This window comes from Burkholderia pseudomultivorans, assembly GCF_001718415.1.
Taxonomy (GTDB): domain Bacteria; phylum Pseudomonadota; class Gammaproteobacteria; order Burkholderiales; family Burkholderiaceae; genus Burkholderia; species Burkholderia pseudomultivorans_A.
Genome location: NZ_CP013377.1, coordinates 2,057,701 through 2,082,541, shown reverse-complemented (window position 1 = coordinate 2,082,541; position 24,841 = coordinate 2,057,701). Strand labels below are relative to the sequence as shown.

Below are 24,841 nucleotides of genomic sequence, written 5' to 3'. Positions count from 1 at the left end.
TGACGAGCAGTTTCGGACTCAGCCATTCATGGGAATTTTCTCGTTCGGCAAGAAAGACGACGACGCGCCGGTGCGGCGCGGCGGTCGTACCGGGGCCTCCCGGAACGTGCGCACCGAGCGCACTGAACGCGTCGAGCGACGCTCGCGCCGTACCGAGCGTCCGGAATCGGATGCACTGCTCCTCGATCCGACCCTTCCAGAAAAGCAACGCGCACGCCGTCGCCTCGTCGGCGCGATCGCGCTCGTCGTGGCCGCCGTCATCGTGCTGCCGATGGTGCTCGACTCGCATCCGAAGCCGGTGACGGACGATATCGCGATCGATATCCCGAACCGGCCCGCGCACCAGGCGGCCGCACCGCGCGACGACGATGTGTCCGACGTGCAGGCCGGCGTCGCGCACGACGAGCCGCCGGCGTCGGATGCGGCGGTTGCCGCCGCGCCCGCGCCGAAGGATACGGCCCGGACCGCAGCGAAACCTGATACGACGACCACGGCAAGCGTGGCGCCGCCGCCGGCTGCGCCCGCCGCGAAGCCGGCCGCGCCGAAGCCGGCCGCACCGAAGCCGGCGCCCGCGCCGGTTGCGAACGCCGATGCGTCCGGTGCCGACACGCGCGACGCATCGTCGCCGTCGTCGCCGGCCGGCGCGCGCTTCGCGGTGCAGCTCGGCTCGTTCAAGGACGATGCGACGGCCCGTTCGTGGGCCGCGAAGTTGAAATCGGCGGGCGTACCCGCATATGTCGAGCGTCGCAAGCAGGCGGATGGCAGCACGGCTACACTGTTGCGTGCGGGTCCGTTCGCGGATCGCGCGGCAGCGTCCGAGGCGATCGCGAAGGTGCGCGAAGCCGGGCTGACCCAGTAACGCGCAATGCTGACGGCTTTCGACTACGCTGTATTGGCGGTGATCGCGTTGTCGGCGCTGCGCGGCGCGTGGCGCGGCTTCGTGTCGGAGATTTTCGGGCTGATCGGCTGGATCGCGGCGATCGTGATTGCGGGCCGCTACGTCGGTCTGCTCGTGCCGTATATTCCGGCGAACTGGCCGGGCGGCGCGCTGACGCAGTGGGTGATCGCATTCGCGCTGATCGTGATCGGCGTCGTGTTCGTCGCCGGCGTCGCGAATGCGCTGCTGTCGCGGATCGCGCAGGCCACCGGCCTCGGCGGCGTCGACCGCTCGCTGGGCATGATGTTCGGGCTCGTGCGCGGCTGCGTGCTGGTGGTGCTGCTGGTCGCGGCGGCCGGGCTGACCGAGCTGCCCAAACAGGATTTCTGGCGCAATGCGCTATTGCGTCCGATTGCCGAGCAGGGCGTGCACGAGCTGAAGCAGCTCCTGCCCGACGGCATGGCCCAGTACGTGCGCGTGTGATCGCGCGTACGGGCAGGACGGAACCGATTTTGTCATTCTGAAGGACATGCCATGTGCGGCATCGTAGGCGTTATCTCCCAATCCCCGGTCAATCAGCTGATCTATGACAGCCTGCTGCTGCTGCAGCATCGCGGTCAGGACGCAGCCGGCATCGCGACCGCGGACGGCAGCAATTTCCACATGTACAAGGCGAACGGCATGGTGCGCGACGTGTTCCGCACGCGCAACATGCGCAGCCTGCCCGGCACCTTCGGCATCGGCCAGGTCCGCTACCCGACGGCCGGTTCGGCGTCGAGCGAAGCCGAGGCGCAGCCGTTCTACGTGAACGCGCCGTTCGGGATCATCCTTGCGCACAACGGCAACCTGACGAACTGGCAGCAACTGAAGGACGAGATGTTCCGGATCGACCGCCGGCACATCAACACCAATTCCGACAGCGAAGTGCTGCTCAACGTGTTCGCGCACGAGCTGCAGCTGTCGACGACGGGCCTCGAGCTCGATCCGGCCGCGGTGTTCAAGGCGGTCGCGGGCGTGCATCGCCGCCTGCAGGGCTCGTATGCGATCGTGTCGCTGATCGCCGGCTACGGCCTGCTCGCATTCCGCGATCCGTTCGGCATCCGCCCGCTCTGCATCGGCAAGCTCGAGACCGAGAACGGCACCGAATGGATGGTTGCGTCGGAGTCGGTCGCGGTCGAAGGCATCGGCTTCGAGTTCGTGCGCGACGTGCTGCCGGGCGAGGCGATCTTCATCGACCAGGCCGGCAACTTCCACAGCCAGCAGTGCGCGGACAACCCGACGCTGAATCCGTGCATGTTCGAGTACGTGTATCTCGCGCGTCCGGACTCGTGCCTCGACGGCGTGCCGGTCTACAACGTCCGTCTGCGCATGGGCGACTATCTCGCGGAGAAGATCAAGCGCGAGCTGCCGAACGTGCCGATCGACGTCGTGATGCCGATTCCCGACTCGTCGCGCCCGGCCGCGATGCAGGTCGCCGCGAAGCTCGGCGTCGAGTATCGCGAGGGCTTCTTCAAGAACCGCTACGTCGGCCGCACGTTCATCATGCCAGGGCAGGCCGTGCGCAAGAAGTCGGTGCGCCAGAAGCTCAACGCGATGAGCATCGAGTTCAAGGACAAGAACGTGCTGATCGTCGACGATTCGATCGTGCGCGGCACGACGTCGCACGAAATCGTGCAGATGGCGCGCGATGCGGGCGCGAAGTCGGTGATCTTCGCGTCGGCGGCGCCGCCCGTGAAATTCCCGAACGTGTACGGCATCGACATGCCGACGCGCGGCGAGCTCGTCGCGCACGGCCGCAGCGACGAGGAAGTCGCGAAGATCATCGGCGCCGACCATCTGATCTATCAGGACGTCGACGATCTGCGCCGCGCGGTGCGCGACATCAACCCGAAGCTCGAGCGCTTCGAGGCGTCGTGCTTCGACGGCAACTACATCACCGGCGACGTGACGCCCGAGTATCTCGATGCGATCGAGCGCGCGCGCCTGACGCCCGCATCGCAGGCCGACCGCGACACGGCGAGCGATACCGCACGCTCGCAGATGAACCTGCAGTTGTCGGTCGAATGACCGCGGCGCACGCGTTTGCCGAAGCGTGCTAGCATGTGGGCTTGCGTCGATTTGATTTCAGCTTGCGGACGCGGGGCGAATACCCCAAACAGCTAAAGCGAAGGCCGGCGGCAGCCGGCCCGAGTCGAGCTGTCGTACCGCACGAAGCCCGCCGATGCATACGCATGGCGGGCTTTTTGTTTGGCCTGGCTCGCGCGCACGCGCGGCCATCGAATACGGAAAACGGACATGGACGACTCCCTCAACTTCGACACGCTCGCCGTGCGCGCGGGCACGCTGCGCAGCGACTTCAACGAGCATTCGGAAGCGCTGTTCCTCACGTCGAGCTTCTGCTTCAAGAGCGCGGCCGAAGCGGCCGAGCGCTTCGCGAACTCGGAAGACTACTTCACCTATTCGCGCTTCACGAACCCGACCGTCACGATGTTCCAGGAGCGTCTCGCGGCGCTCGAGGGCGGCGAGGCGTGCATCGCGACCGCGTCGGGGATGGCCGCGATCATGTCGGTCGTGATGGCCGCGCTGCAGGCGGGCGACCACCTCGTCAGCTCGCGCAGCCTGTTCGGCTCGACGCTCGGGATGTTCTCGCAGATCTTCAGCAAGTTCGGGATCACGACGACCTTCGTCGACCCGACCGACCTGAACGCGTGGCAGGAAGCCGTGCGTCCGGAAACGAAGATGTTCTTCCTCGAGACGCCGTCGAACCCGCTGACCGAACTCGCCGACATCGAGGCGATCGGCAAGATCGCGAAGGCCGCGAATGCGCTGTTCGTCGTCGACAACTGTTTCTGCAGCCCGGTGCTGCAGCAGCCGCTGAAGCTCGGCGCGGATGTCGTGATGCACTCGGCGACCAAGTTCCTCGACGGCCAGGGTCGTGTGCTGGGCGGCGCGCTGGTGGGCTCGAAGGCATTCATCATGGGCAAGGTGTTCCCGTTGGTGCGCAGCGCGGGCCCGACGCTGTCGGCGTTCAACGCATGGGTGCTGCTGAAGGGGATGGAGACGCTGTCGCTGCGCGTCGAGAAGCAGTCGGCGAACGCGCTGGAAATCGCGCGCTGGCTCGACTCGCATCCGGCCGTCGCGCGCGTGTTCTACCCGGGCCTCGAATCGCATCCGCAGTACGAGCTCGCGAAGCGGCAGCAGAAGGCGGGCGGGGCGCTCGTGTCGTTCGAGCTGAAGGGCGACACGCCCGAGCAGCAGCGCGCGAACGCATGGCGCGTGATCGACAGCACGAAGCTGATCTCGATCACCGGCAACCTCGGCGATACGCGCTCGACGATCACCCACCCGGCCACCACGACGCACGGCCGCATCACGCCGGAAGCGCGCGCCGCGGCCGGGATCGGCGAAGGGCTGATCCGCCTGTCGGTCGGCCTCGAAAACGCGGGCGACCTGCGCAACGATCTCGCGCGCGGGCTGGACGCCTGAGCGCGGCGCGAGCCGCATCGATGCGACGAGCCGTTCGCGCCGGATGATGCCGGCGCGAACGGCTCGTTCGTTTTTGGGGAGTCTATATCGTCTGCGCAGCGCGCTGACGCACCGTGTCAGCCGGCGTGCGCGTGCTCGTCGCGCATCGCCTCCACCATCCAGCGCAGCGTATCGTCGAGCGGCGTGACGGGCAGCTCGCCCACCGCGCGCCGCAGCTTGGCGCGCGAGCCGACGAGGCGCTTCACTTCGTTATGCCGAACGAAGCGCGGATCGACCTTCACGTCGATCACGTAACCGGCGATGCGCGACAGCATCGCCAGCACCTCCTTCAGCGAATACGCGTGTTCCGAGCAGACGTTGAACGTTTCGCCCGCCGGCGCGGTTTCGACGAGCCGCAGGTACGCGGCCGTCACGTCGCGCACGTCGGAGAAATCGCGGCTCACGTCGAGGTTGCCGAGCGAGATGCGCGGCGCGTTGCGCGCGTAATGCGCGGCGAGCTTCGGCAGCAGGTACGCCTCGCTCTGGCCGACGCCCGTGTAGTTGAACGGCCGCGCGATCACGATCGGCAGCCGGTCGGCCCACAGCTTCGCCGCGTATTCCATCGCGAGCTTGCTGACCGCGTAGTCGTTGGCGGGCGCGGGCGCGACGGTTTCGTCGAGCACGCCGGCCGTCGAATTGCCGTAGATGTTCGCGCTGCTCGCGAGCAGCACGGCCGACGGGCGGCGGTCGAGGCCCGCGAGCGCGGCCAGCAGGTTGCGCGTGCCGGTGATGTTGACCGCGTAGGTCTGCGACGGCTCGTCGTTGGCGACGTGCGCGCGCGCAGCGAGATGCACGACCGCGTCGGGCCGCGCGTCGGCTGCCGCCGCACGCATCGCGTTCGCGTCGAGCAGGTCGACGGGCAGCAGCGTGCAGCGCGCGAGCGCCGGATCGTCGGGGCGCGGCACGCCGGGCGCCGTCGTGCCCCACACTTCGTAGCCGGCCGCTTCGAGGCGTTGCGCCATATGGCGGCCCGTGAAGCCCGTCAGGCCGGTGACGAACGCGCGCCGCGACGCGCGTCCGGCATCAGAACGTGTCATGGTGGCTGTTCCGCGTCAGGTCCGCTTCGACCATCATCTGGCAGAGCTGTTCGAGCGTCGTTTTCGGCGCCCAGCCGAGCTTGCTTTTCGCCTTGTCCGCGCAGCCGATCAGCAGGTCGACTTCGGCCGGGCGGTAGAACTTCGGATTCACTTCGACGAGCACGTTGCCGGTCGATGCGTCGAGGCCGCGTTCCTGTTCGCCCTTGCCGGTCCATTCGATCTGGTAGCCGGCCGCGGCGAACGCCATCCGCACGAAGTCGCGCACGGTCTCGGTGCGATTGGTCGCGAGCACGTAGGTGTCGGGCTCGTCGGCCTGCAGCATGCGCCACATGCCTTCGACGTACTCGAGCGCGAAGCCCCAGTCGCGTTTGGCGTCGAGATTGCCGAGTTCGAGGCGCGACGCCTTGCCGAGCTTGATCTTCGCGACGGTGTCGGTGATCTTGCGCGTGACGAACTCGCGGCCGCGCAGCGGCGATTCGTGGTTGAACAGGATCCCGCTGCAGCCGAACAGGTCGTACGACTCGCGATAGTTCACCGTCATCCAGTGCGCGTACAGCTTCGCGACGCCGTACGGGCTGCGCGGGTAGAACGCGGTCGTTTCCGTCTGCGGAATCGCCTGCACCTTGCCGAACATCTCGGACGTCGACGCCTGGTAGAAGCGCGTTTTCGGGCTCACCACGCGGATCGCCTCGAGCAGGTTCAGCGGGCCGACGCCCGTCACCTCGGCGGTCGTCGCCGGCTGGTCGAACGACACGCCGACGAAGCTTTGCGCGGCGAGGTTGTAGAGCTCGTCGGGCTGCGTGCGTTCGAGCAGGCGCAGGCTCGAGCCGGCATCGGTCAGGTCGTGCTCGACCAGCGACAGGTTCGGGTGCGTGTCGACGCCGAGCTCGGCGATGCGCCAGAAATTCACCGAGCTGGTGCGGCGATAGGTGCCCGTGACCTCGTAGCCCTTGTCGAGCAGCAGTCTGGTCAGGTAGGCGCCGTCTTGCCCCGTGATCCCCGTGATGATGGCCTTCTTGCGAGTTTGGCTCATGGTGATGTCCTGGTAGAAACGAAAGAGAAAATCAGGCGGTCGTGCGCGCGGCGGCCGGCAGCACGCGGCGGGCCGGGCCGCGCGTCAGGCGCCGTTCGAAGCCGTACCAGCTCAGCGTCGCGTAGGCGAGCGTGATCGCCAGCGCGAGCGCGGCCGTGACGAAGCGGTTCAGATGCAGCGGCCACAGCGCGTACAGCACGCTCAGGTGGATCAGGTACACGGTGTAGCTGACGGTGCCGACGTAGACGAGCGCAGGGTTCGTCAGCACGCGCTGCACGAGGCCGCGGCCGCGCAGCGCGATCACGACGACCGACGTGCAGAGCAGCAGCGAGATGCTGTAGAGCGCGGCATTCGACAGCGGCGTGTTGGCGGCGCGAAAGCGCGGGAACGACAGGTGCAGCCAGCCGAGGATCGCGAGCGACACGAGCGCGCCGACGATCGCGAGCGGGTAGAACGGCTCGAGCGCGCGCCGGTCGCGGCGCAGCACGATCGCGAGCAGCGCGCCGGCGGCGAGCAGGTCCATCCGGAACGGCGTCAGGTAGTAGATCGGCCAGAACGAGTCGAACCACGGCGTCGCGATCGCGCGCAGCACCGGCGCGACGACGATCAGCGCGGCGGCGACCCACAGCAGCGCGCGCTCCGAGCACCACAGCACGACGAACGGCCAGAAGATGTAGAACTGCTCCTCGACCGCCAGCGACCACAGCACGTTCAGGCTGTCGTGGCCGATGCTGCCCAGCGACAGCCCGATATTGGTCGAGAAGAACGCGAACCACGGCCAGTGCGGCAGCCAGCTCGCGCCGAACAGCAGCGTCGACACGACCAGCAGCAGCACGTACGGCGGCAGGATGCGGCGCACGCGGCGCGCATAGAAGTGGCTGAAGTACGACTGCCCGCGCGCCTTGCGATCGAGCAGGATGCCGGTGATCAGCAGCCCGCTCAGCACGAAGAACAGGTCGACGCCCATCCACAGCGGCGCCTTCAGCGCGTGCTGCAGGAACACCGCGCCGACCGCGATCGCGCGCAGCCCGTCGAGCTGCACGATGCGGCCGTGTTGCGGCGGGGCGAGGTCGAGGTCGGCGGATCGCGAGATGCCCGTCATCGCGCCGCTCCTTCGCGACGCGCGCCAGCACGTCGTGCATCCGATGCGTGAACGTAATGCATGCCTTTGAATTGAAATATCGAATCGAAATCGATTCTAGGGAAAAGAAATCGGCAAAAAAACGCGTGTCATTTATCCGGAAGAAAACAATCGAATCGAGAAATTCCAATCGGAAAATGAAAGCTTGACGGCCGCCCGGCCGCCATCAGCATGCCGAAGCGGCATTTTCTACAGATAAAAAATAAGAAATGCGGTCGTTATTGCCGGTTTTCGGTGGCGGCGGGAATTTGTTCCGGTTCGATATTTCACGCAGAAACATCCCCAAATATTTCCAAATTTCTTGTGATTATTTTTGCTTGTAACCTGCATCGCGACGTTTGAAACCCATTTAGCGACAGGGGAGTGCGGCGGTCATTCGCCGCGGCCCGGCCGCTTCCGTATCGAGTCTGGAGAAGCGCATTGCGACGTCTGATTCTGGTAGGCATGACGGTGTGCACGGCGCTGCTGGCCGGCGCCGCCCGAGCTGAAACCGTGTTGCCCGCGACGACGTCGTGGATCGGCAACACGTTCGGCTATGGCGACGGCAGCTGGACGCAGATCGACATCCGCGCGATCGCGGTCACGCCCGAAGGCAAGGTGTATACGAATGCGCCGTGGGACGAGAGCGGCGCCGAGGCGAGCGTCTACCAGGACGGCAAGATGCTCGGCTTCGCGGGCGGCACGCACGGCTGGGGCAATCTCGGCGGCAATGCGATCGCGGTCAACAGCAAGTACGCGTATGTCGCGATCGGCGTCGGCAACGAGCGCGGCCACCTGCAGTCGCCCGGCATCTGGCCGGACAAGGGCAAGCAGTGGTTCGGCATCTCGCGGCGCACGCTCGGCGACATGAAGCAGCCGGCGCCGTTCCGCGCGGCGCCGCAGGTCGCGCCGGGCGGGCGCGCCGATGCCGGCCGCGCGCGGATGGCCGCGAGCTTCATGATGGTCAACGAGGTGCCGGCGCCGGCGCGCTCGGAAGCGGGCGACGTGAAGGCGGAAGTCGGCGGCCTCGCGGCCGACGACAAGACGCTGTTCGCGACCAACCCGTCGCACGACGAGGTCGACGTCTACGACGCCGAGACGATGCAGAAGAAGGGCACGTGGAGCGCGCACGAGCCGGGGCGCATCGCGCTCGCCGGCGACGGCACGCTGTGGCTGCTGACCGATACGCTGAACGGTCCCGCGCATCTGGTGCACGTGCGGGTGGACGGCCGCAAGCTCGACGACGCGCCCGCGCTGCCGGAGGGCACCGACGCGGTGGACGTCGCGGTCGACGCGAAGGGCCGCGTGCTGATCGCCGACAACGGGCCGCGCCAGCAGATCCTGATTTTCTCGAAGGGCGGCAAGGGCTACGCGCCGTCGGGCACGCTCGGCACGCGCGGCGGCATCTTCGCGGGCCCGGTGCCGGGCCGGCCGGGGCCGCAGCGTTTCAACGGGCTGACGGGCGTCGGCGTCGATCGCGCCGGGAACATCTATGTCGCGATGAACGGCATCGGGCCGCGCCACGACACGATCGGCGCGGGGCTCGGCGCGGTGCTCGAAAGCTACACGCCGGACGGCGCGCTGCGCTGGCAGGTGCAGGGGCTGCTGTTCGTCGACGGCGCGTGGCTCGATCCCGCGCGGCCGAACAGCGTGTACACGGGCAACAAGCGCTTCGAGCTCGACCTGTCGAAGCCGCCGGGGCAGGACTGGAAATACGTCGGCTTCCTGTCGAACCGCTTCAAGTATCCGGACGATCCGGTATTCCACACCGACCAGTGGCCCGGCATGCCGACCGCTCGCCGGCTGGACGGCCGCACGTTCCTGTACCTGACCGACATGTATGCCGATCACCTGAAGATCTACCGCTTCGACGCGAAGCGCGACGGCGAGGTCGCGATTCCGTCCGGGCTGATCGCGGGCCGCGCGCGGCCGGTCGACAAGGTGCCGAACAAGCCGCCCGGCGGCGACTGGATGTGGCGAGACGCGAACGGCAACGGCCGCCTCGACGCCGACGAGTTCGAGATCAACACGACCGGCAAGGCGAAGGCGGGCGGCTGGGGCTGGTGGATCGACACGAAGGGCGACATCTGGCGCACCAGCGACGTGCGCGGCATCCACCGGTTCCGCTACGGCGGCGTCGACAAGGCCGGCAACCCGATCTACGCGTACGACAAGGTCACCACCTATCCGATGCCGCAGCCGTTCACGCAGCTGCGCCGCGCGATCTACGAGCCGCAGACCGACACGCTGTACGTGACGGGCTACACGGCCGACGCGCCGCCGCAGCCGGGCATCAACAAGGAAGTCGGCCGCGTGCTGGTGCGCTTCGACAAGTGGTCGACGGGCTCGCCGGTGGCGCGCTACACGGTCGCGCTGCCGTGGCAGCTCGACGCGAAGCCGATCCTCGACCTGATCGGGATCACGGTCGAGGGCCGCTACATCTTCACGGTGGAGCCGGTCGGCAAGATCCACGTGTACGACAAGGAAACCGGCAAGGAGGTCGGCGTGATGAACCCGGGCGCGGAAGTCGGCAAGGCGTCGGGCTGGGTCGACGTGCCGTTCGGCATCAGCGCATTCCGGCGCGAGAACGGCGAGTACCTGGTGTTCGTCGAGGAAGACGCGCGCGGCAAGGTGCTGATGTATCGCTGGAAACCGTGACGCGCGATCGTCGACAAGGCACAGGCATGGACAAAGGCATACTCAAGAACGTTTCGATCAACTTCATCGGGCTGATCCTGCCGACCTTCGTGTCGCTGGTGACGGTGCCCGCCTACATTCACGCGCTCGGCGTCGAACGCTACGGCGTCGTCAGTCTCGTGTGGACGCTGATCGGCTATTTCGGGATCCTCGATCTCGGGATGAGCATGGCCGCGCAGAACCACATCTCGAAGGCGCTCGCGAGCGGCGACGCCGCTGAAAGCGCGCGCGTGTTCTGGAGCGCGTTCTGGCTCAACCTCGGCACCGGCATCGCCGGCGGCCTGCTGATCTATTTCGGCGCGTTCGTCTACACCGCGTATTTCACGAAGGTGTCGGCGGCGATGCAGCACGAGGTGTATCTCGCGCTGCCGTGGCTCGCGCTCGCGATTCCGCTCGCGAACGTGTCGTGGGTGTTCGCCGGCGCGATCAACGGCGCCGAGCGCTTCGGCGTGTTCAACACGAACCAGACGATCGGCACCTTCCTGTTCCAACTGCTGCCGCTCGGCGCCGCGTGGTGGATCGCGCCGAACCTGCAGACGGTGCTGGCCGCGGCGGTCGTCGCGCGGCTGGTCGCGGCGGTGATGCTCGGTCACGCGAGCATCAAGGTGCTCGGCATCAGGCGCATCGATCCGCCGAAGTGGGGCACCGCGAAAGGGCTGTTCAACTTCGGCGGCTGGATGCTGATCGCGAGCACCGCGAGCATGGTCGCCGACACGCTCGACCGCGTGATGCTCGGCGCCGGCATGGGCGCAAAGTTCGTCACCTACTACACGGTGCCGCAGAACCTCGTCACGCGGCTGAACATGCTGCCGAACGCGCTGGTGCGCACGCTGTTCCCGCGCCTGTCGGCGCTCGGCCGCGAGCACGCGGACACGCTCGCGCGCCAGTCGCTCGAATTCCTGAACGGCGTGTTCACGCCGGTCGGCATCGTCGCGATCTTCGCGCTGGCGCCGTTCCTCACGCTGTGGGTCGGCCCCGACCTCGCCGCGCATTCGGCGCCGGTCGGCCGCGTGCTGGTGATCAGCGTATGGCTCGTCGGGCAGGCGAGCGTCACGCGGATCCTGATCCAGTCGCAGGTCAATCCGGCGCGCGCGGCGATCGCCGGGCTCGTCGAGATGCCGTTCTTCGTCGGCGGCCTGTGGCTGGGCATTCATCACTTCGGGCTGATCGGCGCGGCGGTGGTCGTCGCGACGCGCGCGCTCGTCGACTACGGCGTGCTGCTGTACCTGTCGGCGATCCGGATGCGCGCGATCGTGCTCGACATGCTCGCGCACCTCGCGTTCCTGCTCGCGAGCCTGGTGCTGGCGCAGGCGTGGCCGGCGCTCGTGGAGTCGATCGGCATGTGCGCGGTCGTGCTGGCGCTGAACGTCGCGTGGTCGCTCACGATGACGCCGGGGCTGCGCGCGCTGGCCCTCGGCCTGATTCTCCGTCTCAATGCGAGGAAAACCACATGAATCGCGATCTGGCGGATCACGCCATCCTCAATGCGGCCACGGCCGACGCGACGGCTGCGGCCGGCGCCGGCGAAGCGGTCGCGCTGCGCACCGCGCGCCGCGAAGCCGCCCCCGCGCGCGACGCATCCCGCCCGCTGCGCGTGGCGATCGTCCACGACTGGCTGGTGACCTACGCGGGCGCCGAGCGCGTGCTCGAACAGATCGTCGCGTGCTTCCCCGACGCCGACCTGTTCAGCCTCGTCGATTTTCTCGACGACCGCACGTTCGTGCGCGGCAAGCGCGTGACGACGTCGTTCATCCAGAAGCTGCCGTTTGCGCGCACCAAGTACCGCAGCTACCTGCCGCTGATGCCGCTCGCGATCGAGCAGCTCGACGTGTCCGGGTACGACCTCGTGATCTCGAGCAGTCACGCGGTCGCGAAGGGCGTGCTGACCGGGCCGGACCAGATGCACATCAGCTACGTGCACTCGCCGATCCGCTATGCGTGGGACCTGCAGCACCAGTATCTGGAACAGTCGAACCTCACGCACGGGCCGAAATCGCTGCTCGCGCGGATGATCCTGCACTACATCCGCAACTGGGATACGCGCACCGCGAACGCGGTCGACGGCTTCATCGCGAACTCCGCGTTCATCGCGCGGCGCATCCGCAAGGTCTACCACCGCGACGCGGCGGTGATCTTTCCGCCGGTCGACGTCGACGGCTTCTCGCTGAACACCGTCAAGGAGGATTTCTACCTGACGGCGTCGCGGATGGTGCCGTACAAGAAGATCGACCTGATCGTCGAAGCGTTTGCGCAGACGCCGGAGCGCAGGCTCGTCGTGATCGGCGACGGCCCCGAGATGGACAAGATCCGCGCGAAGGCCGCCCCGAACGTCGAGATCATGGGCTACCAGCCGTTCGCGGTGCTGCACGACCGGATGCGGCGCGCGAAGGCGTTCGTGTTCGCGGCGGAGGAGGATTTCGGCATCTCGGTGGTCGAGGCGCAGGCCTGCGGCACGCCGGTGATCGCCTACGGCAAGGGCGGCGCGCTCGAGACCGTGCGCGATCCGCGCTCCGACGCGCATCCGACCGGGCTGTTCTTCGACGAGCAGACGCCGCAGGCGATCGTCGCGGCCGTCGACGATTTCGAGCGCGCGCCGCAGCGCTTCTCGCCGCACGCGTGCCGCGCGAATGCGGAGCGCTTTTCCGCCGACACTTTCCGCCAGCGCTTTCTCGATTACGTCGAGGCGGCGCTGCCGGGCGCGACCGCCCAGCGCGGCGTGGCCGCGCCGATGCCGGCCGCGCGCGGCCCGGCGACGCTCGTGCTCGACCAGAGCGGCGTGCTCGGCGGCGCGGAGCTGTCGCTGCTCGAGATCATGAAGCACATGCGCGCGAACGCCGACGTGCTGCTGTTCGACGACGGCCCGTTCCGCGCGGCGCTCGACGAGATCGGCGCGCGCGTCGACGTGGTCGAGCAGGGCGCGCTCGCCGGCGTGCGCAAGCAGGGCGGCGTGTCGCTCGGCGCGCTCAGGCAGCTGACGCGCCTGGTGCGCGACGTTGCGCGCCGCGCACGCCGCGCCGAGGTGATCTATGCGAACACGCAGCGCGCGATGGTGGTCGCCGCGCTCGCCGGGCGGCTCGCGCGCAAGCCGGTGGTCTGGCATCTGCGCGACATCGTCAGCGACGACCATTTCGGCAGCAAGCAGCTGCTGGCGATCAAGTACTGCGCGCGGCTCGGCGTGACGCGCGTGATCGCGAACTCGGATGCGTCCGCGCAGGCGTTCCGCGCGCTGACCGGCTTTACGCCGCAGCACGTCGACGTCGTGTTCAACGGCATTTCGGCCGAGCCGTTCGACGCGCTGGACGGCGTCGGCCAGGCCGCGCTGCGCGCGCGCTTCGGGCTGCCCGAGCACGCGTGGCTGGTCGGCTCGTTCAGCCGCCTCGCGCACTGGAAGGGGCAGCACGTGCTGCTGGAGGCCGCCGCGCGGCAGCCGGACATGCACGTCGTGCTGGTCGGCGCGCCGCTGTTCGGCGAGGACGAATACGCGGCGCAGCTGCACGAATACGTCGCGCGGCACGGGATGGACGAACGCGTGCATTTCGTCGGCTTCCAGCGCGACATCGCCGCCTGCATGAAGGCCGTCGACGTCGTCGCGCACACGTCGATCACGCCGGAGCCGTTCGGCCGTGTGATCGTCGAAGGCATGCTGGCGCGCCGGCCGGTCGTCGCGGCGCGCGCGGGCGGCGTGATCGAGATCGTCGAGCACGGCGACAACGGGCTGCTGTGCGAACCGGGCGACGCGCGCGCGCTCGCCGATGCACTGGTCGCGCTGCGGTCCGATGCGCGGCTGCGCGAGCGGCTGGTCGCGAGCGGGCGCGCGACCGCGGTGCGCCGGTTCGGCACCGAGACCTACGTCGAGCGCGTCGAAAAGATCCTCGCAGATACCGCGCCCGCGGCCAAGGCGAAGCAGGCTTGAGCGGTCGTTGCCGCCGCCGCGCCGATGGCGTGGGGCGGCGGCGGGCTGGAACCGAGCGGCCCCTGCACGGCGTGATGCCGGGCGGGGGCTTTGCGCATGGCGCGCGGAGCGTAATGCCGCTCGACCGCCGCCGGTATCCCGTTCCTCGCGGCATTGGCCGCCGCGTATCCACCCCGCAAAAAAGCCCCCGCACGGGCGCTGCCGTGCGAGGGCTTCCGGTCCCGATCGAAACGCTCAGACCGCCCGTTCGGGCGCCGGCGCGACCACGCGGGCGGTACGCGACGGCTTCAGGCTGGCCGACCACTTCATCGCCGGCCGCTCGAACAGCCGGTAGAACAGGTACGCGACCGGGATCGCGACGACCATGAACCCGAGCGACGGCCAGATCGACAGCTGCAGCTCGGAATGGAACAGCACCGAGCCGAGGCAGACGAACAGCGGCAGGTGGATCAGGTACAGCGAGTAGCTGAAGTCGCCGAACCAGCCCAGCACGCGCAGCGGCGGCGTCGGCCGCGGCGGACGGGCGAGCGCGCGGTACAGGAAGCACGCAAAGCCGGCCGCCCACAGCTGGAACGCGCCGTACTGGCCGAAGTGGAACGCGCCGCAGCCGGCCGCGAGCAGCACGGCGGCCGCGACGTACCATGCGCGCGACGGCACCGCGGCCGCGGCGCGCGACGGTTGCGCGCGCACGTCGGCGATCCACGCGCCGATCGTCCACGACAGCCAGTACGACGTGAAGAACTGCAGGTCGTGCCGCTCGAGCAGCCAGGCCGACGCGACGTTGACGAGCGCGACCGCGGCCACGACCGCCGGCATCCCGATGCGGCGGCGTACCGCGAACAGCAGCGGGTAGACGACGTAGAACTGCACTTCGAGCGACAGCGTCCAGAGCGCGCCGTTCGATCCGTACGTATAGCCGGCGACGCCCTGCAGCGAGAACAGGTTCACGAGGAAGGCGGCGACGCCGATGTCGCGGATCTTGTGGCTGACCGGCTGGATCTGCAGGCTGATCGTGTCGAGCGCGAGCGTGAGCAGCAGCGCGGCGAGCAGCACCGGGTAGATCCGCGCGAAGCGGCGCGCCCAGAAGTTCGGCGCATCGAGCCGGTACGCGGGATCGGCCGCGAGCTTGAGCGCCGCGTTGCGGTGGATGCAGTAGCCGCTGATCACGAAGAAGATCGGCACGCCGGCCGAGCCCCATCCGAACGGGAAGGTCAGGTAGCCGACCAGCACGCTCGGATCGAGCGCGTGACCGTAAGCGCGATGGAAGCTCTGCATGCCGACCCAGACGACCTGGCGGCAGTGGAAATAGGCGACGAGCAGCGCCGCGAAGCCGCGCATCGCGTCGATCACGTGTTCCTTGTGGTCGGCGACGGGCGGCGCGGTCAAAGGCGATCCGCTGAAAGCTTGCATGCGATTCGGTTCCTTGCGACGGATGAAGGGATGCTTCGATCGTAATGCGCAAGAATTCGATCAATGAATAAAAAAATAACGCCTGAAAATAGGCGTATTTCAGATGGTGGTTTTATCCGGTTGTGAAAGCGGTTTCGCAGGGTGCGCAAATTATTTGCCGATTTTTTTCTGATAGTTTGAAGCTCCAGTTGATTGATGCAAGGAGCGGCAAGATGGACATGCATTGGATCGCGAGCGCGGCAGTACTGCTGGTCATGGCCGTGCTGTCGGCGTACCGCGAGGCGCTGAAGAACGAGCCGATTCGCCCGGGCCTCGAACGGGGCGGCGTGCCCTATATCGAGGAATTCGAATCGTAAGTATTTGTATCCGGAAAATCGGTAATTTGTTTCTGCTTCGGCAATCGGTTCGGCAATATCGACCGCATGACGGGATTATCGACTTTCCGGATTTAAGGGCAATCGGTCCATATCGAAAGCAAGCGGCGTGGAGCGGGTTGTGGCGCCGGCACCCGATAGACCGTTCGGAAAACAAATCGCGCCGGGTCGCCGGTCGACGCGGCGCAATCAACGCAATCAGGATGCAATCATGTTGAAAGTCACCAAGGCCGTGTTCCCCGTTGCCGGTCTCGGCACGCGGTTCCTCCCGGCAACGAAGGCGAGCCCGAAGGAAATGCTGCCCGTCGTCGACAAGCCGCTGATCCAGTACGCGGTCGAGGAAGCGATCAACGCCGGTATCACCGAGATGATCTTCGTGACCGGGCGCAGCAAGCGCGCGATCGAGGATCACTTCGACAAGTCCTACGAGATCGAAGCCGAGCTCGAGGCGCGCGGCAAGGAAAAGCTGCTCGAACTCGTGCGCGGCATCAAGCCGAGCCACGTGAACTGCTTCTATGTGCGCCAGCCTGAAGCGCTCGGCCTCGGCCACGCGGTGCTGTGCGCCGAAAAGCTCGTGCACGGCGAGCCGTTCGCGGTGATTCTCGCCGACGACCTGCTGCACGGCGAGCAGCCGGTGCTCAAGCAGCTCGTCGACGTGTTCGACCACTATCACAGCTCGGTGATCGGCGTCGAGACGATCGCGCGCGAGGACAGCCGCTCGTACGGCGTCGTCGAAGGCCGCGAATGGGAAGAGGACGTGATCAAGCTGTCGGGCATCATCGAGAAGCCGGCGCCGGAAGATGCGCCGTCGAACCTCGGCGTGGTCGGCCGCTACGTGTTCATGCCGACGATCTTCGATCATCTGCGCAAGCTCAAGCCGGGCGCGGGCGGCGAACTGCAGCTGACCGACGCGGTCCAGTCGCTGCTCGCGAACGAGCAGGTGCTCGCGTATCGCTACTACGGCACGCGCTTCGACTGCGGCAGCAAGCTCGGCTATCTGAAGGCGACCGTCGAGCTGGCGCTCCAGCATCCGGAGGTCAGCCGCGAATTCGAGGCGTACCTGCGTACCTGTCTGCCCGCGCTGGCTGCTGTCGCATAAGCAGCCGCGCTGCTCCGCTGTTTCAGGTGGTGGTTGTTCCGTTGGCCCCGGCTTGCCCGGGGCTTTTTTGCGGTGCGCCCAGCATGGGCGCACTCCTGCGGGTGCAAGTCCCGCCATGAGCTGGTCACGGCGAATGAAGCGAAGCGCAACTGCATGAGGGCGACCGAGTGTGGGGAGGAAGCGTGGAGCGTAAATCGCGAGCCGATGGACAAGAACTGCATAGAAGGCGCTGCCGAGCAGGGCGAGCGGGCCGTAAACCGCGAAGCTCTGGTGACCAAGGCGAGGTGGCGTAAATGCGGCGGCTGTGCGATGAAGGAGTGCGTTCTTACCTGGGGAGGCCTCGCCTCATGGAGTTGACCCTGTAATCCCGGACACGGCATCACACTAAGGTTGCTGAATCCATCGAGCGCCGGAACTCGCGAGGCGAGCGGTATTTCAGCGCGCTATGGGGATGCTTCTCGTTGTAATGCTCGAACGCGATGGCCAAGTTGCGTGCGGCAGTCGCTGCGTCCGGCTTCGGCATGAAGGCGACGTAGTCGCGTTTCATCGTCTTCACGAAGCTCTCTGCCATCCCATTACTTTGTGGGCTGCACACCGGTGTGGTCAATGGCTTCAGGCCGATGGCCACTGCGAACCGGCGCGTGTCGTCGGCCGTGTAGCCCGAACCGTTGTCGCTCAGCCACTCGATTTCGGACGGGGTATGCAGTTCGTTGCCAAACCGATTTTCCACTGCAGCCAGCATCACGTCGCGCACGATGTCGCCGCTGTGACCTGCTGTCGTGGCTGCCCAGCTCATCGCCTCTCGGTCGCAGCAATCCAGCGCAAACGTCACCCGCAGCGGCTCGCCGTTGTCGCAGCGGAACTCGAAGCCGTCCGAGCACCATCGCTGATTGCTGCGCGCGACGGCCACCTTGCCATCGTGCCGACGTTGCGGCCGAGGCGGGGCTGGACGCCGTTGCATCAGCAGACCGTGAGTGCGCATGATGCGATAGATGCGCTTCGCATTGAACGGCACCTGTCCGGCAGCAATGCGTTCATTGCGCAGCGAGCCCCACACCCGGCGATAGCCATAGCTGGGCAAATCGCCGACGACTCGGCGGATTTCCTCGACCACGCTCGCATCGTCCGTCTGCCGCGATTGACGGCCATCGCGCCACGTCGCCGGACGCGACAGTCGTGCCGATACGTTCGAGCGCGACACGCCGAGAACTTCACAAACCAGTTTCACTGGTCGTCCTCCGGCAGCGAGGGCGAGTGCGCTATCCATTTTTTTGCCCGGCCGTACTCGACTGCTTCGCGGAGAATCTCGTTCTCCATGGTCTTCTTGCCGAGCATCCGTTGCAGCTCGCGAATCTGCTTGAGCGCGTCGGCCAGCTCTGAGGCCGGAACCACTTCCTCGCCAGCCTTGACCGCTGACAGGCTCCCATCCTGGTACAGCTTGCGCCAGTGGAACAGCTGGTTCGGGTTCACGCCGTGCTGCCGCGCGACCATCGAAACCGACTTCCCTGGTTCGAAACTCTCGCGAACCATCGCCAGCTTTTGCTCCGCCGTCCAGCGCCGCCGGCGCTCCGGGCCCGTCAACACTTCCATCACTTCCTGCCTGGTGTTAGTCAAAAACACAGTCTTATGCCTACCCGTTATTGTAAGTGGGTGACTGTGTCCGGCGTTTCAGGGGGCTGCTCCACCTCATGCCTGAAAGGGCAACGGCGTCGAGCCGGAGCGAGGAGTCAGCAGAGGTCGTAGTAGCCGCAGGATAGGCCGGGAAGGCTGAGGCTAGTGGCGAAGGACCAAACGAGGAGGAGTGTTCAACGACATGCCGACGCAACAGGCAAGGCGTCAGATGCCCGCGCGAGCGGGGCGAGCGGTGGCAGCGCGCGGTGAAGCTGCGCGTGAAGCCGTGAGTGACGAAGCTTGCGGCTCGCGGCATGAGACGAGAGACACAGGGTCGGCGTTGCTGGAAGCGGCGCTGACGAGAGAGAACCTGCGGCAGGCGTTCAGGCGGGTGCGGGCGAACAAGGGAGCACCGGGTGTCGACGGACTGGACATTGACCAGACTGCGCGACACCTGGTGACAGCTTGGCCGGCAATACGTGAGCAGCTGCTGCGGGGGGCGTACCGGCCGATGCCGGTGCGGCGGGTGACGATCCCGAAACCGGATGGTGGCGAGCGCGAGCTGGGCATCCCGACGGTGACGGATCGGCTGATTCAGCAGGCGTTGCTGCAGGTGCTGCAACCGGTACTGGAGCCCACCTTCAGCGAGCACAGCTACGGTTTCCGGCCAGGGCGGCGTGCGCACGACGCGGTGCTGGCCGCGCAATCGTACGTGCAGTCGGGGCGGCGGATCGTGGTGGACGTGGACCTGGAAAAGTTCTTTGACCGGGTTCACGACATTCTCATCGACCGGCTGCAGAAGCGTATCGGAGATCCGGGAGTCATCCGGCTGATCCGGGCGTACCTGAACGCAGGTGTGATGGGCGATGGCGTGGTGCAGGAGCGGCACGAGGGGACGCCCCAGGGCGGTCCGCTCTCACCGTTGCTGGCGAACGTGCTGCTCGATGAGGTGGACAAGGAACTGGAGCGACGGGGTCATTGCTTCGTGCGCTATGCCGACGACGCGAACGTGTACGTTCGCTCACGCCGGGCGGGCGAACGGGTGATGGCGCTGTTGCGCCGGCAGTACGGGCGACTACGCCTGAAGATCAATGAAGCCAAAAGCGCGGTGGCAAGCGTATTCGGTCGCAAGTTCCTGGGCTACAGCTTGTGGGTAGCTGCGGGTGGTGCGGTCAAGCGCAAGGTGGCAGTCAAACCATTGGCCACGTTCAAACAGCGCGTGCGGGAACTGACGCGCCGGGGCGGACGTAGTCTGGCGCAGGTGGTGGAGAAGCTTCGCCGCTACCTGCTGGGCTGGAAAGGCTACTTCCGTCTGGCGCAGACACCGGGCGTGATGCGCGAACTGGACGAATGGGTGCGCCATCGTTTGCGCGCGATCCAGCTGAAGCATTGGAAGCGCGGCCCGACCATGTATCGTGAGTTGCGCGCACTTGGTGCGGCCCACGATGTTGCGCGACAGGTGGCGGCCAACAGCCATCGCTGGTGGCGCAACAGCGGCAAGCTGCTCAACCGCGTGCTGCCCATTGCATGGTTCGACCGGCTAGGCTTACCCCGTCTCTCCTGACCTCAACTTCTCGAACCGCCCGGTGCGGACCCGCATGCCGGGTGGTGTGGCAGGGGCGTAGCCTGTTGGCTACCCCCTATGCCGATTTTGGGCGAGGCGGGGCGGCGGCTGCGCTGCGCTGCGGGCGGCCGTGCCGATGCCGGGCAGCTGTGAATCGGGCGAACGAGGGCTGCGGCCGGGGCGCATGCCCGCATGCGACGCGTGCGCCGTGATTCGCTGACGTTGTTTTGCTTCCCGCCGGCGCGCGTGCGGCGCCGCCGCCTCGATGCCGGTTTCCCGCTCAGCGCGGCGACGTGCCGGGCCGTGCCACGAAGCGCCGGGCCAGCATCGCGGCGACCGGCTTCTTGAAGTCGAGCAGCCGCTTTTCCAGGTAGCGCCACGACAGATGCGCGAGCAAAACGGCGAGCGCGAACTGCAGCAGTTCGGGCAGCGCATCGCGGACGAATGCCGGCAGCGGCACGCGCGCGAACAGTGCGGGCATCACGCCGAAGCGCGCCGGAATCAGGTTGTGGAACAGGTAGAAACCGTAGCTGATCGTGCCGAGGTAGACGAGCGGCGCCCAGTCGAGCAGCGCGACGGCCGGATGGTCGGGTTCGGTGACGATCCACAGCATCAGCGAGCCGAGCGACGCCGACAGGCCGAGATCCGCAAGGCCCGTGACGACGTCGGGCAGCGTCGTGAGCGCCGGCAGCGCGAGAAAGAACACGACGCCGGCGGCGCCGAGCCAGCCGGGCGGAATGCGGCGTACGACGGCCGGACCGCGATCGGCGAGCGCCACCGCGCCGAGGCCGCCCAGCGCGATCAATGCGAAATTCCACGGGGAAAACGCGTAGATCAGCACCGGCGACGCATCGGTCGCGTAAAGCGCGAGATGCGCGAGCGCGCACAGCGCGACGGCTGCGACGCCGAGCGCGACGTGTCGCGCGGCCGGCACCGCGAGCAGCGCGAGCGGCGCAATCAGATAGAACTGCTGTTCAACCGCGAGGCTCCAGAAATGCGACGTGGAGCCCGGCCAGCCATCCTTGACGACGCCGATCCAGTAATTCGACAGGAACACCGCGTGCCACGCGAGCCCGAGATTGACGCCGCGCTGGTAGAACAGCGCATGCGCGATCGCGAGCGCGGCGAGCAGCAGGTAGTAGACGGGAAAGATCCGCAGCGCGCGCTTCGCGAGGAACAGCGCGAGCGCGTGCCGGCGCGTCATCGTGCCGCACTCGACTGCCTCGCGGTTGCGGTGCAGCTCGCCGACGATCAGGAATCCGCTGATGAGGAAAAACGTCCACACGCCGAGCTTGCCCACGTCGACAGCGAGGACGTGGCCCTTGTGGGACAGGAAAACGAGGATGACGGCGATGGCTCGCAGGCCGTCGAGTCCTTTGACGTATCTGACTTCGCGCATGAAGGCATCCGGGGCACTGAGCGAGCTCAGTATAGGTGCGCAAATATCGAACGTAATTCGCGTTCGGGCGTATACGTGAAGGCGTTTTTCGCTGTTCGGGCGTCGACGGAGTCGGTCGCGCGCAACAAAACCTGCGGGAAACCCCGCGAAAACGCACAAAAGTACTGCACGAAGCGTCACGGCGCTTGTAGAATCCGGCGTTGAAGCGCGCGCGTTGCACGCTTCGTGTATCCAACGACCACACCTGGTAGGAGAAACATGGCGACTTCCGCAAAAAAGGTGGCCAAGAAGGCTGCCGCACCGGCGACCAAGAAAGTGGCTGCCAAAAAGGCTGCTGCGCCCGCGAAGAAAGTAGTGGCCAAGAAGGCTGTCGCGAAGGCAGCACCGGCCGCTCCGACGCCGCTGAAGGACAAGTTCACGAAGGCATCGCTCGCAACGCACATCGCTGAGCGCGCTGCTGTCGAAGTGAAGGCTGTCAAGGCAGTGCTCGCCGCACTCGAGAACGTCGTGCTGGGCTCGGTTCACAAGAAGGGCGCAGGCGAGTTCACGCTGCCGGGTCTGCTGAAGATCACGGCGCAAGTCGTGCCGGCAAAGAAGAAGCGCTTCGGCAAGGATCCGTTCACGGGCGAAGAGCGCTGGTTCCCGGCAAAGCCGGCCAGCGTGCGCGTGAAGGCACGTGCGCTGAAGAAGCTGAAGGACGCAGCGGCGTAATGCCGCGCGGCGGCTGCCGGGCGTTCAGGCCGGCAGCCGTTGCGATGTGCCCGAAATCCCCGTACGCGAAAGCGTGCGGGGATTTTTATTGCGCTGCGCGGACCTGGGTGAATCCGCGCACGTCATATGGCAGCGAAGAAGCGATGCGCGGCGAACGGCGTACCGCGCTGCGCATCTGCGCTTACGCGGATCGTCGCGCGCGGCGCCGCGATACGGCGCTTCGTCAGCCCGCCGTTCCCGCATAGGCCGCCCGCAGCGCGGCGACATCGAACTTCGTCATCTGCATCATCGCGGCGGCCACGCGTCCGGCCTTGACCGGATCGCGGTCGGCCATCATCGGGATCAGGTCGTCGGGGACGATCTGCCACGAGACGCCGAAGCGGTCCCTGAGCCAGCCGCAGCCGTCGGCCGTGCCGCCGTTGTCGAGCAGCGCGCTCCAGTAGCGGTCGAGTTCCGCCTGGTCGGCGCAGTTGACGAGCAGCGAGATCGCGTGGTTGAAAGACTCGGCCCGTTCGTGGCCCATCGCGAAGAACGGTTGCCCGAACAGCTCGAACTCCACGACCTTCGTGCCGCCGGTGCCTTGCACCGACGTGACGCGCACGACGCGCGAGTCCGGAAAGATGCTTGCATAGAACGTCGCCGCTTCTTCGGCTTCCGTCGAGTACCAGAGGAAAGGCGTGATCTTCTGAATCGGCATGACGAATCTCCTGTGGGTATGGGGCGGGGCGAGTCGCGTGCCGCCATCGACACGACGAACGAAGGTCGCCGGAATCGACACGCGGGCATGCAAATACGTCGTGCGCGGGATCGGCTGCGGTGCGGCGAACGGGATGCGCGTGGCGTTGCCCACGCTATTCTGGGCCGGTTTCGCTCGCGTGAAAACCGCGGCTGCAAGATCGCGGTGGCGTCGGCGTCGCGGTTTCGGCTGCGATACAGGCCGCGCAGCCGCCGGCGGCTCGTCGCCTTCCCGGAAGCCGACAACGGTATTCCGGCGCGTCGTGCGGGCCGTTATCGGCCCGGCCGCGATGTCTGCGTCGCGCGACAGGCGAAAAAAAAGCCAGCCACGGCCGAAACCGATGACTGGCTTTCCAGTTCGGCGGCAGGGCGTCGAAGACGCCTTGCACGCCGGAAACGTACTTCTTAGAACTTGTGGCGCAGGCCGAGTGCGACCATTTCCTGCGAACGCGTGCCGGCATAGCCGTACGAGCCGATCGATGCCTGTGCTGCCGACGTCGTGCCGTCTTCGTTGAGCTGCGTGCCGCTGGCGTGCTGGTACGCGCCGACCAGGTAGACGTCCGTGCGCTTCGACAGCGAGTAGTCCGCGCCCACCGAGACCTGGTGGTACTTCGCGTCCGTGTTGCCGCTCGCCTTCGTGTACGAGTAGCCGAGGCCCAGCAGCAGCGGCGGCGTGACCTGGTACGTCACGAAGCCGCGGCCCGTGTTGTACTTCTCGGTCGACGTGAACGCCGAGTATGCATCCGGCTTGTATTGCGCGTTGCTGTAGCCGAGGCCGAAGGTCACCGGGCCGATCGAGTACTGGCCTGCGACTTGCGCGATGCCGATCGACTTCGCCGTCACGTAGCCTGCGTTGATCGGGCCGTCGACGATGTTGTCCGACGTCGTCGAGCCCCAGCCGCCACGGACCGCGGTGGTCGTCGGCGACGGGTTGTTCGCGTAGAAGTAGCCGGCGGCGATGCCGATCGGGCCGTTGTTGTAGGCGGCGGCAGCCGACCACGTCTGACCCTGGCCCGGCTTGCCTGCGATGCCGCTCAGGCCGTACATGCCTTCGAACTGGAAGCCGGCGTAGACGGGCGACGTGTACTTGATCGCGTTGCTGACGCGCAGGCTGTTGTCGTTGTTGTCGACGTCGCCCGGGGTCGCGAAGAAGCTGCCGAAGTAGTTGTCAGCCGTGACTGCCTGGACCAGGTCGACGACCGGGTCGTACTGGCGGCCGAGCGTCAGCGTGCCGTACTGGTTGCTTTGCAGGCCGACGAATGCCTGGCGGTTGAAGATCGTGTTCGATGCGCTCAGCTTGCCCGTGCCCGGGTTGAAGCCGTTTTCGATCTGGAAGATCGCCTTCAGGCCGCCGCCCAGGTCTTCAGCACCCTTCAGGCCCCAGCGGCTGCCCTGCAGGTTGCCCGACAGCATTTGCCACATGTTGTTGGCCTTGCCGTCATTGCCGTGAACATAGGCGATCGACGTATCGATCACACCGTACAGCGTCACGCTCGACTGAGCCTGAGCTGCGCCGGCGGCGCCCAGCAGGGCGAGCGAGAGGGTCGACAGAGCAAGTTTCTTCATCGTTGAGTTTCTCCACGCAAGTGATTCGTTATTTGTTGCGGATTGGAGAATAGCTCAGTGCCATACACGCAAGAAAGCTTAAAAAATAAAGTGTCTCGAAAAGGTAACAACGGGGAAAAAGCCATATATATCAAGCACATCAACAACTGTTCCTATTTTTGAAATAGTTG

The 24,841-nt window shown here is 66.6% G+C and carries 19 protein-coding genes; 11 read left to right on the top strand and 8 right to left on the bottom strand.

Translation table 11 applies throughout. The annotated features are described in order from the left end of the window. The first annotated feature begins 28 nt into the window (after window positions 1-28). The 4 genes from WS57_RS08815 to WS57_RS08800 all read left to right on the top strand — a co-directional run bounded on the left by WS57_RS08815 (window position 29) and on the right by WS57_RS08800 (window position 4,363). Window positions 29-859: an SPOR domain-containing protein gene (locus WS57_RS08815; protein ID WP_059518158.1), complete on the top strand. Its 831-nt coding sequence runs from the start codon at window positions 29-31 to the stop codon at window positions 857-859. 6 nt (window positions 860-865) lie between these two features. Continuing rightward, complete coding sequence (locus WS57_RS08810; RefSeq protein WP_040129826.1) at window positions 866-1,360, top strand: CvpA family protein; 495 nt, start codon at window positions 866-868, stop codon at window positions 1,358-1,360. 51 nt (window positions 1,361-1,411) lie between these two features. Beyond that, window positions 1,412-2,944 (top strand): amidophosphoribosyltransferase, encoded by a 1,533-nt coding sequence (gene purF / locus WS57_RS08805; protein WP_009692370.1) that lies wholly within the window; start codon window positions 1,412-1,414, stop codon window positions 2,942-2,944. Window positions 2,945-3,172: 228 nt separating this feature from the next. After that, complete coding sequence (locus WS57_RS08800) at window positions 3,173-4,363, top strand: O-succinylhomoserine sulfhydrylase (RefSeq protein ID WP_069244061.1); 1,191 nt, start codon at window positions 3,173-3,175, stop codon at window positions 4,361-4,363. 116 nt (window positions 4,364-4,479) lie between these two features. On the opposite strand, the gene WS57_RS08795 is transcribed toward WS57_RS08800, so the two are convergent. From WS57_RS08795 to WS57_RS08785, 3 genes are read right to left on the bottom strand one after another with little or no spacing between them, the layout of a single operon-like run. Then, entirely contained in the window at window positions 4,480-5,439 is a 960-nt protein-coding gene (locus WS57_RS08795; protein WP_009689469.1) for an NAD-dependent epimerase/dehydratase family protein, read from the bottom strand. Then, the gene (gmd, locus tag WS57_RS08790) at window positions 5,426-6,472 is read right to left on the bottom strand and encodes a GDP-mannose 4,6-dehydratase (protein WP_040129822.1); all 1,047 of its coding nucleotides are present in this window, start codon (window positions 6,470-6,472) and stop codon (window positions 5,426-5,428) included. Before gmd ends, WS57_RS08795 begins: the two co-directional genes overlap by 14 nt. Before the next feature lie 31 nt (window positions 6,473-6,503). Then, window positions 6,504-7,574, bottom strand: coding sequence for an acyltransferase family protein (locus WS57_RS08785; protein WP_040129820.1), 1,071 nt, complete (start codon window positions 7,572-7,574; stop codon window positions 6,504-6,506). 483 nt (window positions 7,575-8,057) lie between these two features. Here WS57_RS08785 and WS57_RS08780 point away from each other — a divergent pair, with 483 nt between their 5' ends. The 3 genes from WS57_RS08780 to WS57_RS08770 are packed head-to-tail and all read left to right on the top strand — an operon-like array spanning window position 8,058 to window position 14,202. Further along, window positions 8,058-10,250, top strand: coding sequence for a hypothetical protein (locus WS57_RS08780; RefSeq protein ID WP_069244060.1), 2,193 nt, complete (start codon window positions 8,058-8,060; stop codon window positions 10,248-10,250). Window positions 10,251-10,276: 26 nt separating this feature from the next. Next, window positions 10,277-11,743 carry an oligosaccharide flippase family protein gene (locus tag WS57_RS08775; protein ID WP_069244059.1) on the top strand — a complete coding sequence of 489 codons (1,467 nt, stop codon included), beginning with the start codon at window positions 10,277-10,279 and terminating at the stop codon, window positions 11,741-11,743. Continuing rightward, on the top strand, window positions 11,740-14,202 hold the full coding sequence (locus WS57_RS08770; RefSeq protein ID WP_069244058.1) for a glycosyltransferase family 4 protein: 2,463 nt from the start codon (window positions 11,740-11,742) through the stop codon (window positions 14,200-14,202). The genes WS57_RS08775 and WS57_RS08770 overlap by 4 nt, the downstream gene beginning before the upstream one ends. A gap of 234 nt (window positions 14,203-14,436) precedes the next feature. Here the strand turns inward: WS57_RS08770 and WS57_RS08765 are convergent, their stop codons facing one another. Continuing rightward, the gene (locus WS57_RS08765; protein WP_059518150.1) at window positions 14,437-15,612 is read right to left on the bottom strand and encodes an acyltransferase family protein; all 1,176 of its coding nucleotides are present in this window, start codon (window positions 15,610-15,612) and stop codon (window positions 14,437-14,439) included. 212 nt (window positions 15,613-15,824) lie between these two features. Here WS57_RS08765 and WS57_RS37575 point away from each other — a divergent pair, with 212 nt between their 5' ends. Continuing rightward, the gene (locus WS57_RS37575; protein WP_006479318.1) at window positions 15,825-15,968 is read left to right on the top strand and encodes a hypothetical protein; all 144 of its coding nucleotides are present in this window, start codon (window positions 15,825-15,827) and stop codon (window positions 15,966-15,968) included. Between the two features lie 229 nt (window positions 15,969-16,197). Further along, window positions 16,198-17,085, top strand: coding sequence for a UTP--glucose-1-phosphate uridylyltransferase GalU (gene galU / locus WS57_RS08760; RefSeq protein ID WP_040129812.1), 888 nt, complete (start codon window positions 16,198-16,200; stop codon window positions 17,083-17,085). A gap of 379 nt (window positions 17,086-17,464) precedes the next feature. Here galU and WS57_RS08755 read toward each other — a convergent pair. Beyond that, a protein-coding gene (locus tag WS57_RS08755; RefSeq protein ID WP_155774291.1) for an IS3 family transposase occupies window positions 17,465-18,675 on the bottom strand; the annotation gives its coding sequence in 2 pieces (ribosomal slippage) (window positions 17,465-18,360 and window positions 18,360-18,675; 1,212 coding nt in all). A 223-nt stretch (window positions 18,676-18,898) separates the two neighbouring features. Here WS57_RS08755 and ltrA point away from each other — a divergent pair. Then, complete coding sequence (gene ltrA / locus WS57_RS08745; protein ID WP_069244057.1) at window positions 18,899-20,260, top strand: group II intron reverse transcriptase/maturase; 1,362 nt, start codon at window positions 18,899-18,901, stop codon at window positions 20,258-20,260. Window positions 20,261-20,540: 280 nt separating this feature from the next. On the opposite strand, the gene WS57_RS08740 is transcribed toward ltrA, so the two are convergent. Further along, window positions 20,541-21,659: an acyltransferase family protein gene (locus WS57_RS08740; protein ID WP_059515027.1), complete on the bottom strand. Its 1,119-nt coding sequence runs from the start codon at window positions 21,657-21,659 to the stop codon at window positions 20,541-20,543. Window positions 21,660-21,917: 258 nt separating this feature from the next. Between WS57_RS08740 and WS57_RS08735 the strand changes: the two genes are divergently transcribed. Beyond that, entirely contained in the window at window positions 21,918-22,370 is a 453-nt protein-coding gene (locus WS57_RS08735) for an HU family DNA-binding protein (protein ID WP_040129808.1), read from the top strand. Window positions 22,371-22,593: 223 nt separating this feature from the next. Here WS57_RS08735 and WS57_RS08730 read toward each other — a convergent pair whose 3' ends face one another. Together WS57_RS08730 and WS57_RS08725 are read right to left on the bottom strand one after the other, a co-directional pair. After that, a complete protein-coding gene (locus tag WS57_RS08730) occupies window positions 22,594-23,067 on the bottom strand; it encodes a VOC family protein (protein WP_009688404.1) in 474 nt (157 codons plus the stop codon). A gap of 443 nt (window positions 23,068-23,510) precedes the next feature. Next, window positions 23,511-24,671: a porin gene (locus tag WS57_RS08725; protein WP_040129806.1), complete on the bottom strand. Its 1,161-nt coding sequence runs from the start codon at window positions 24,669-24,671 to the stop codon at window positions 23,511-23,513. Window positions 24,672-24,841: the final 170 nt, after the last annotated feature.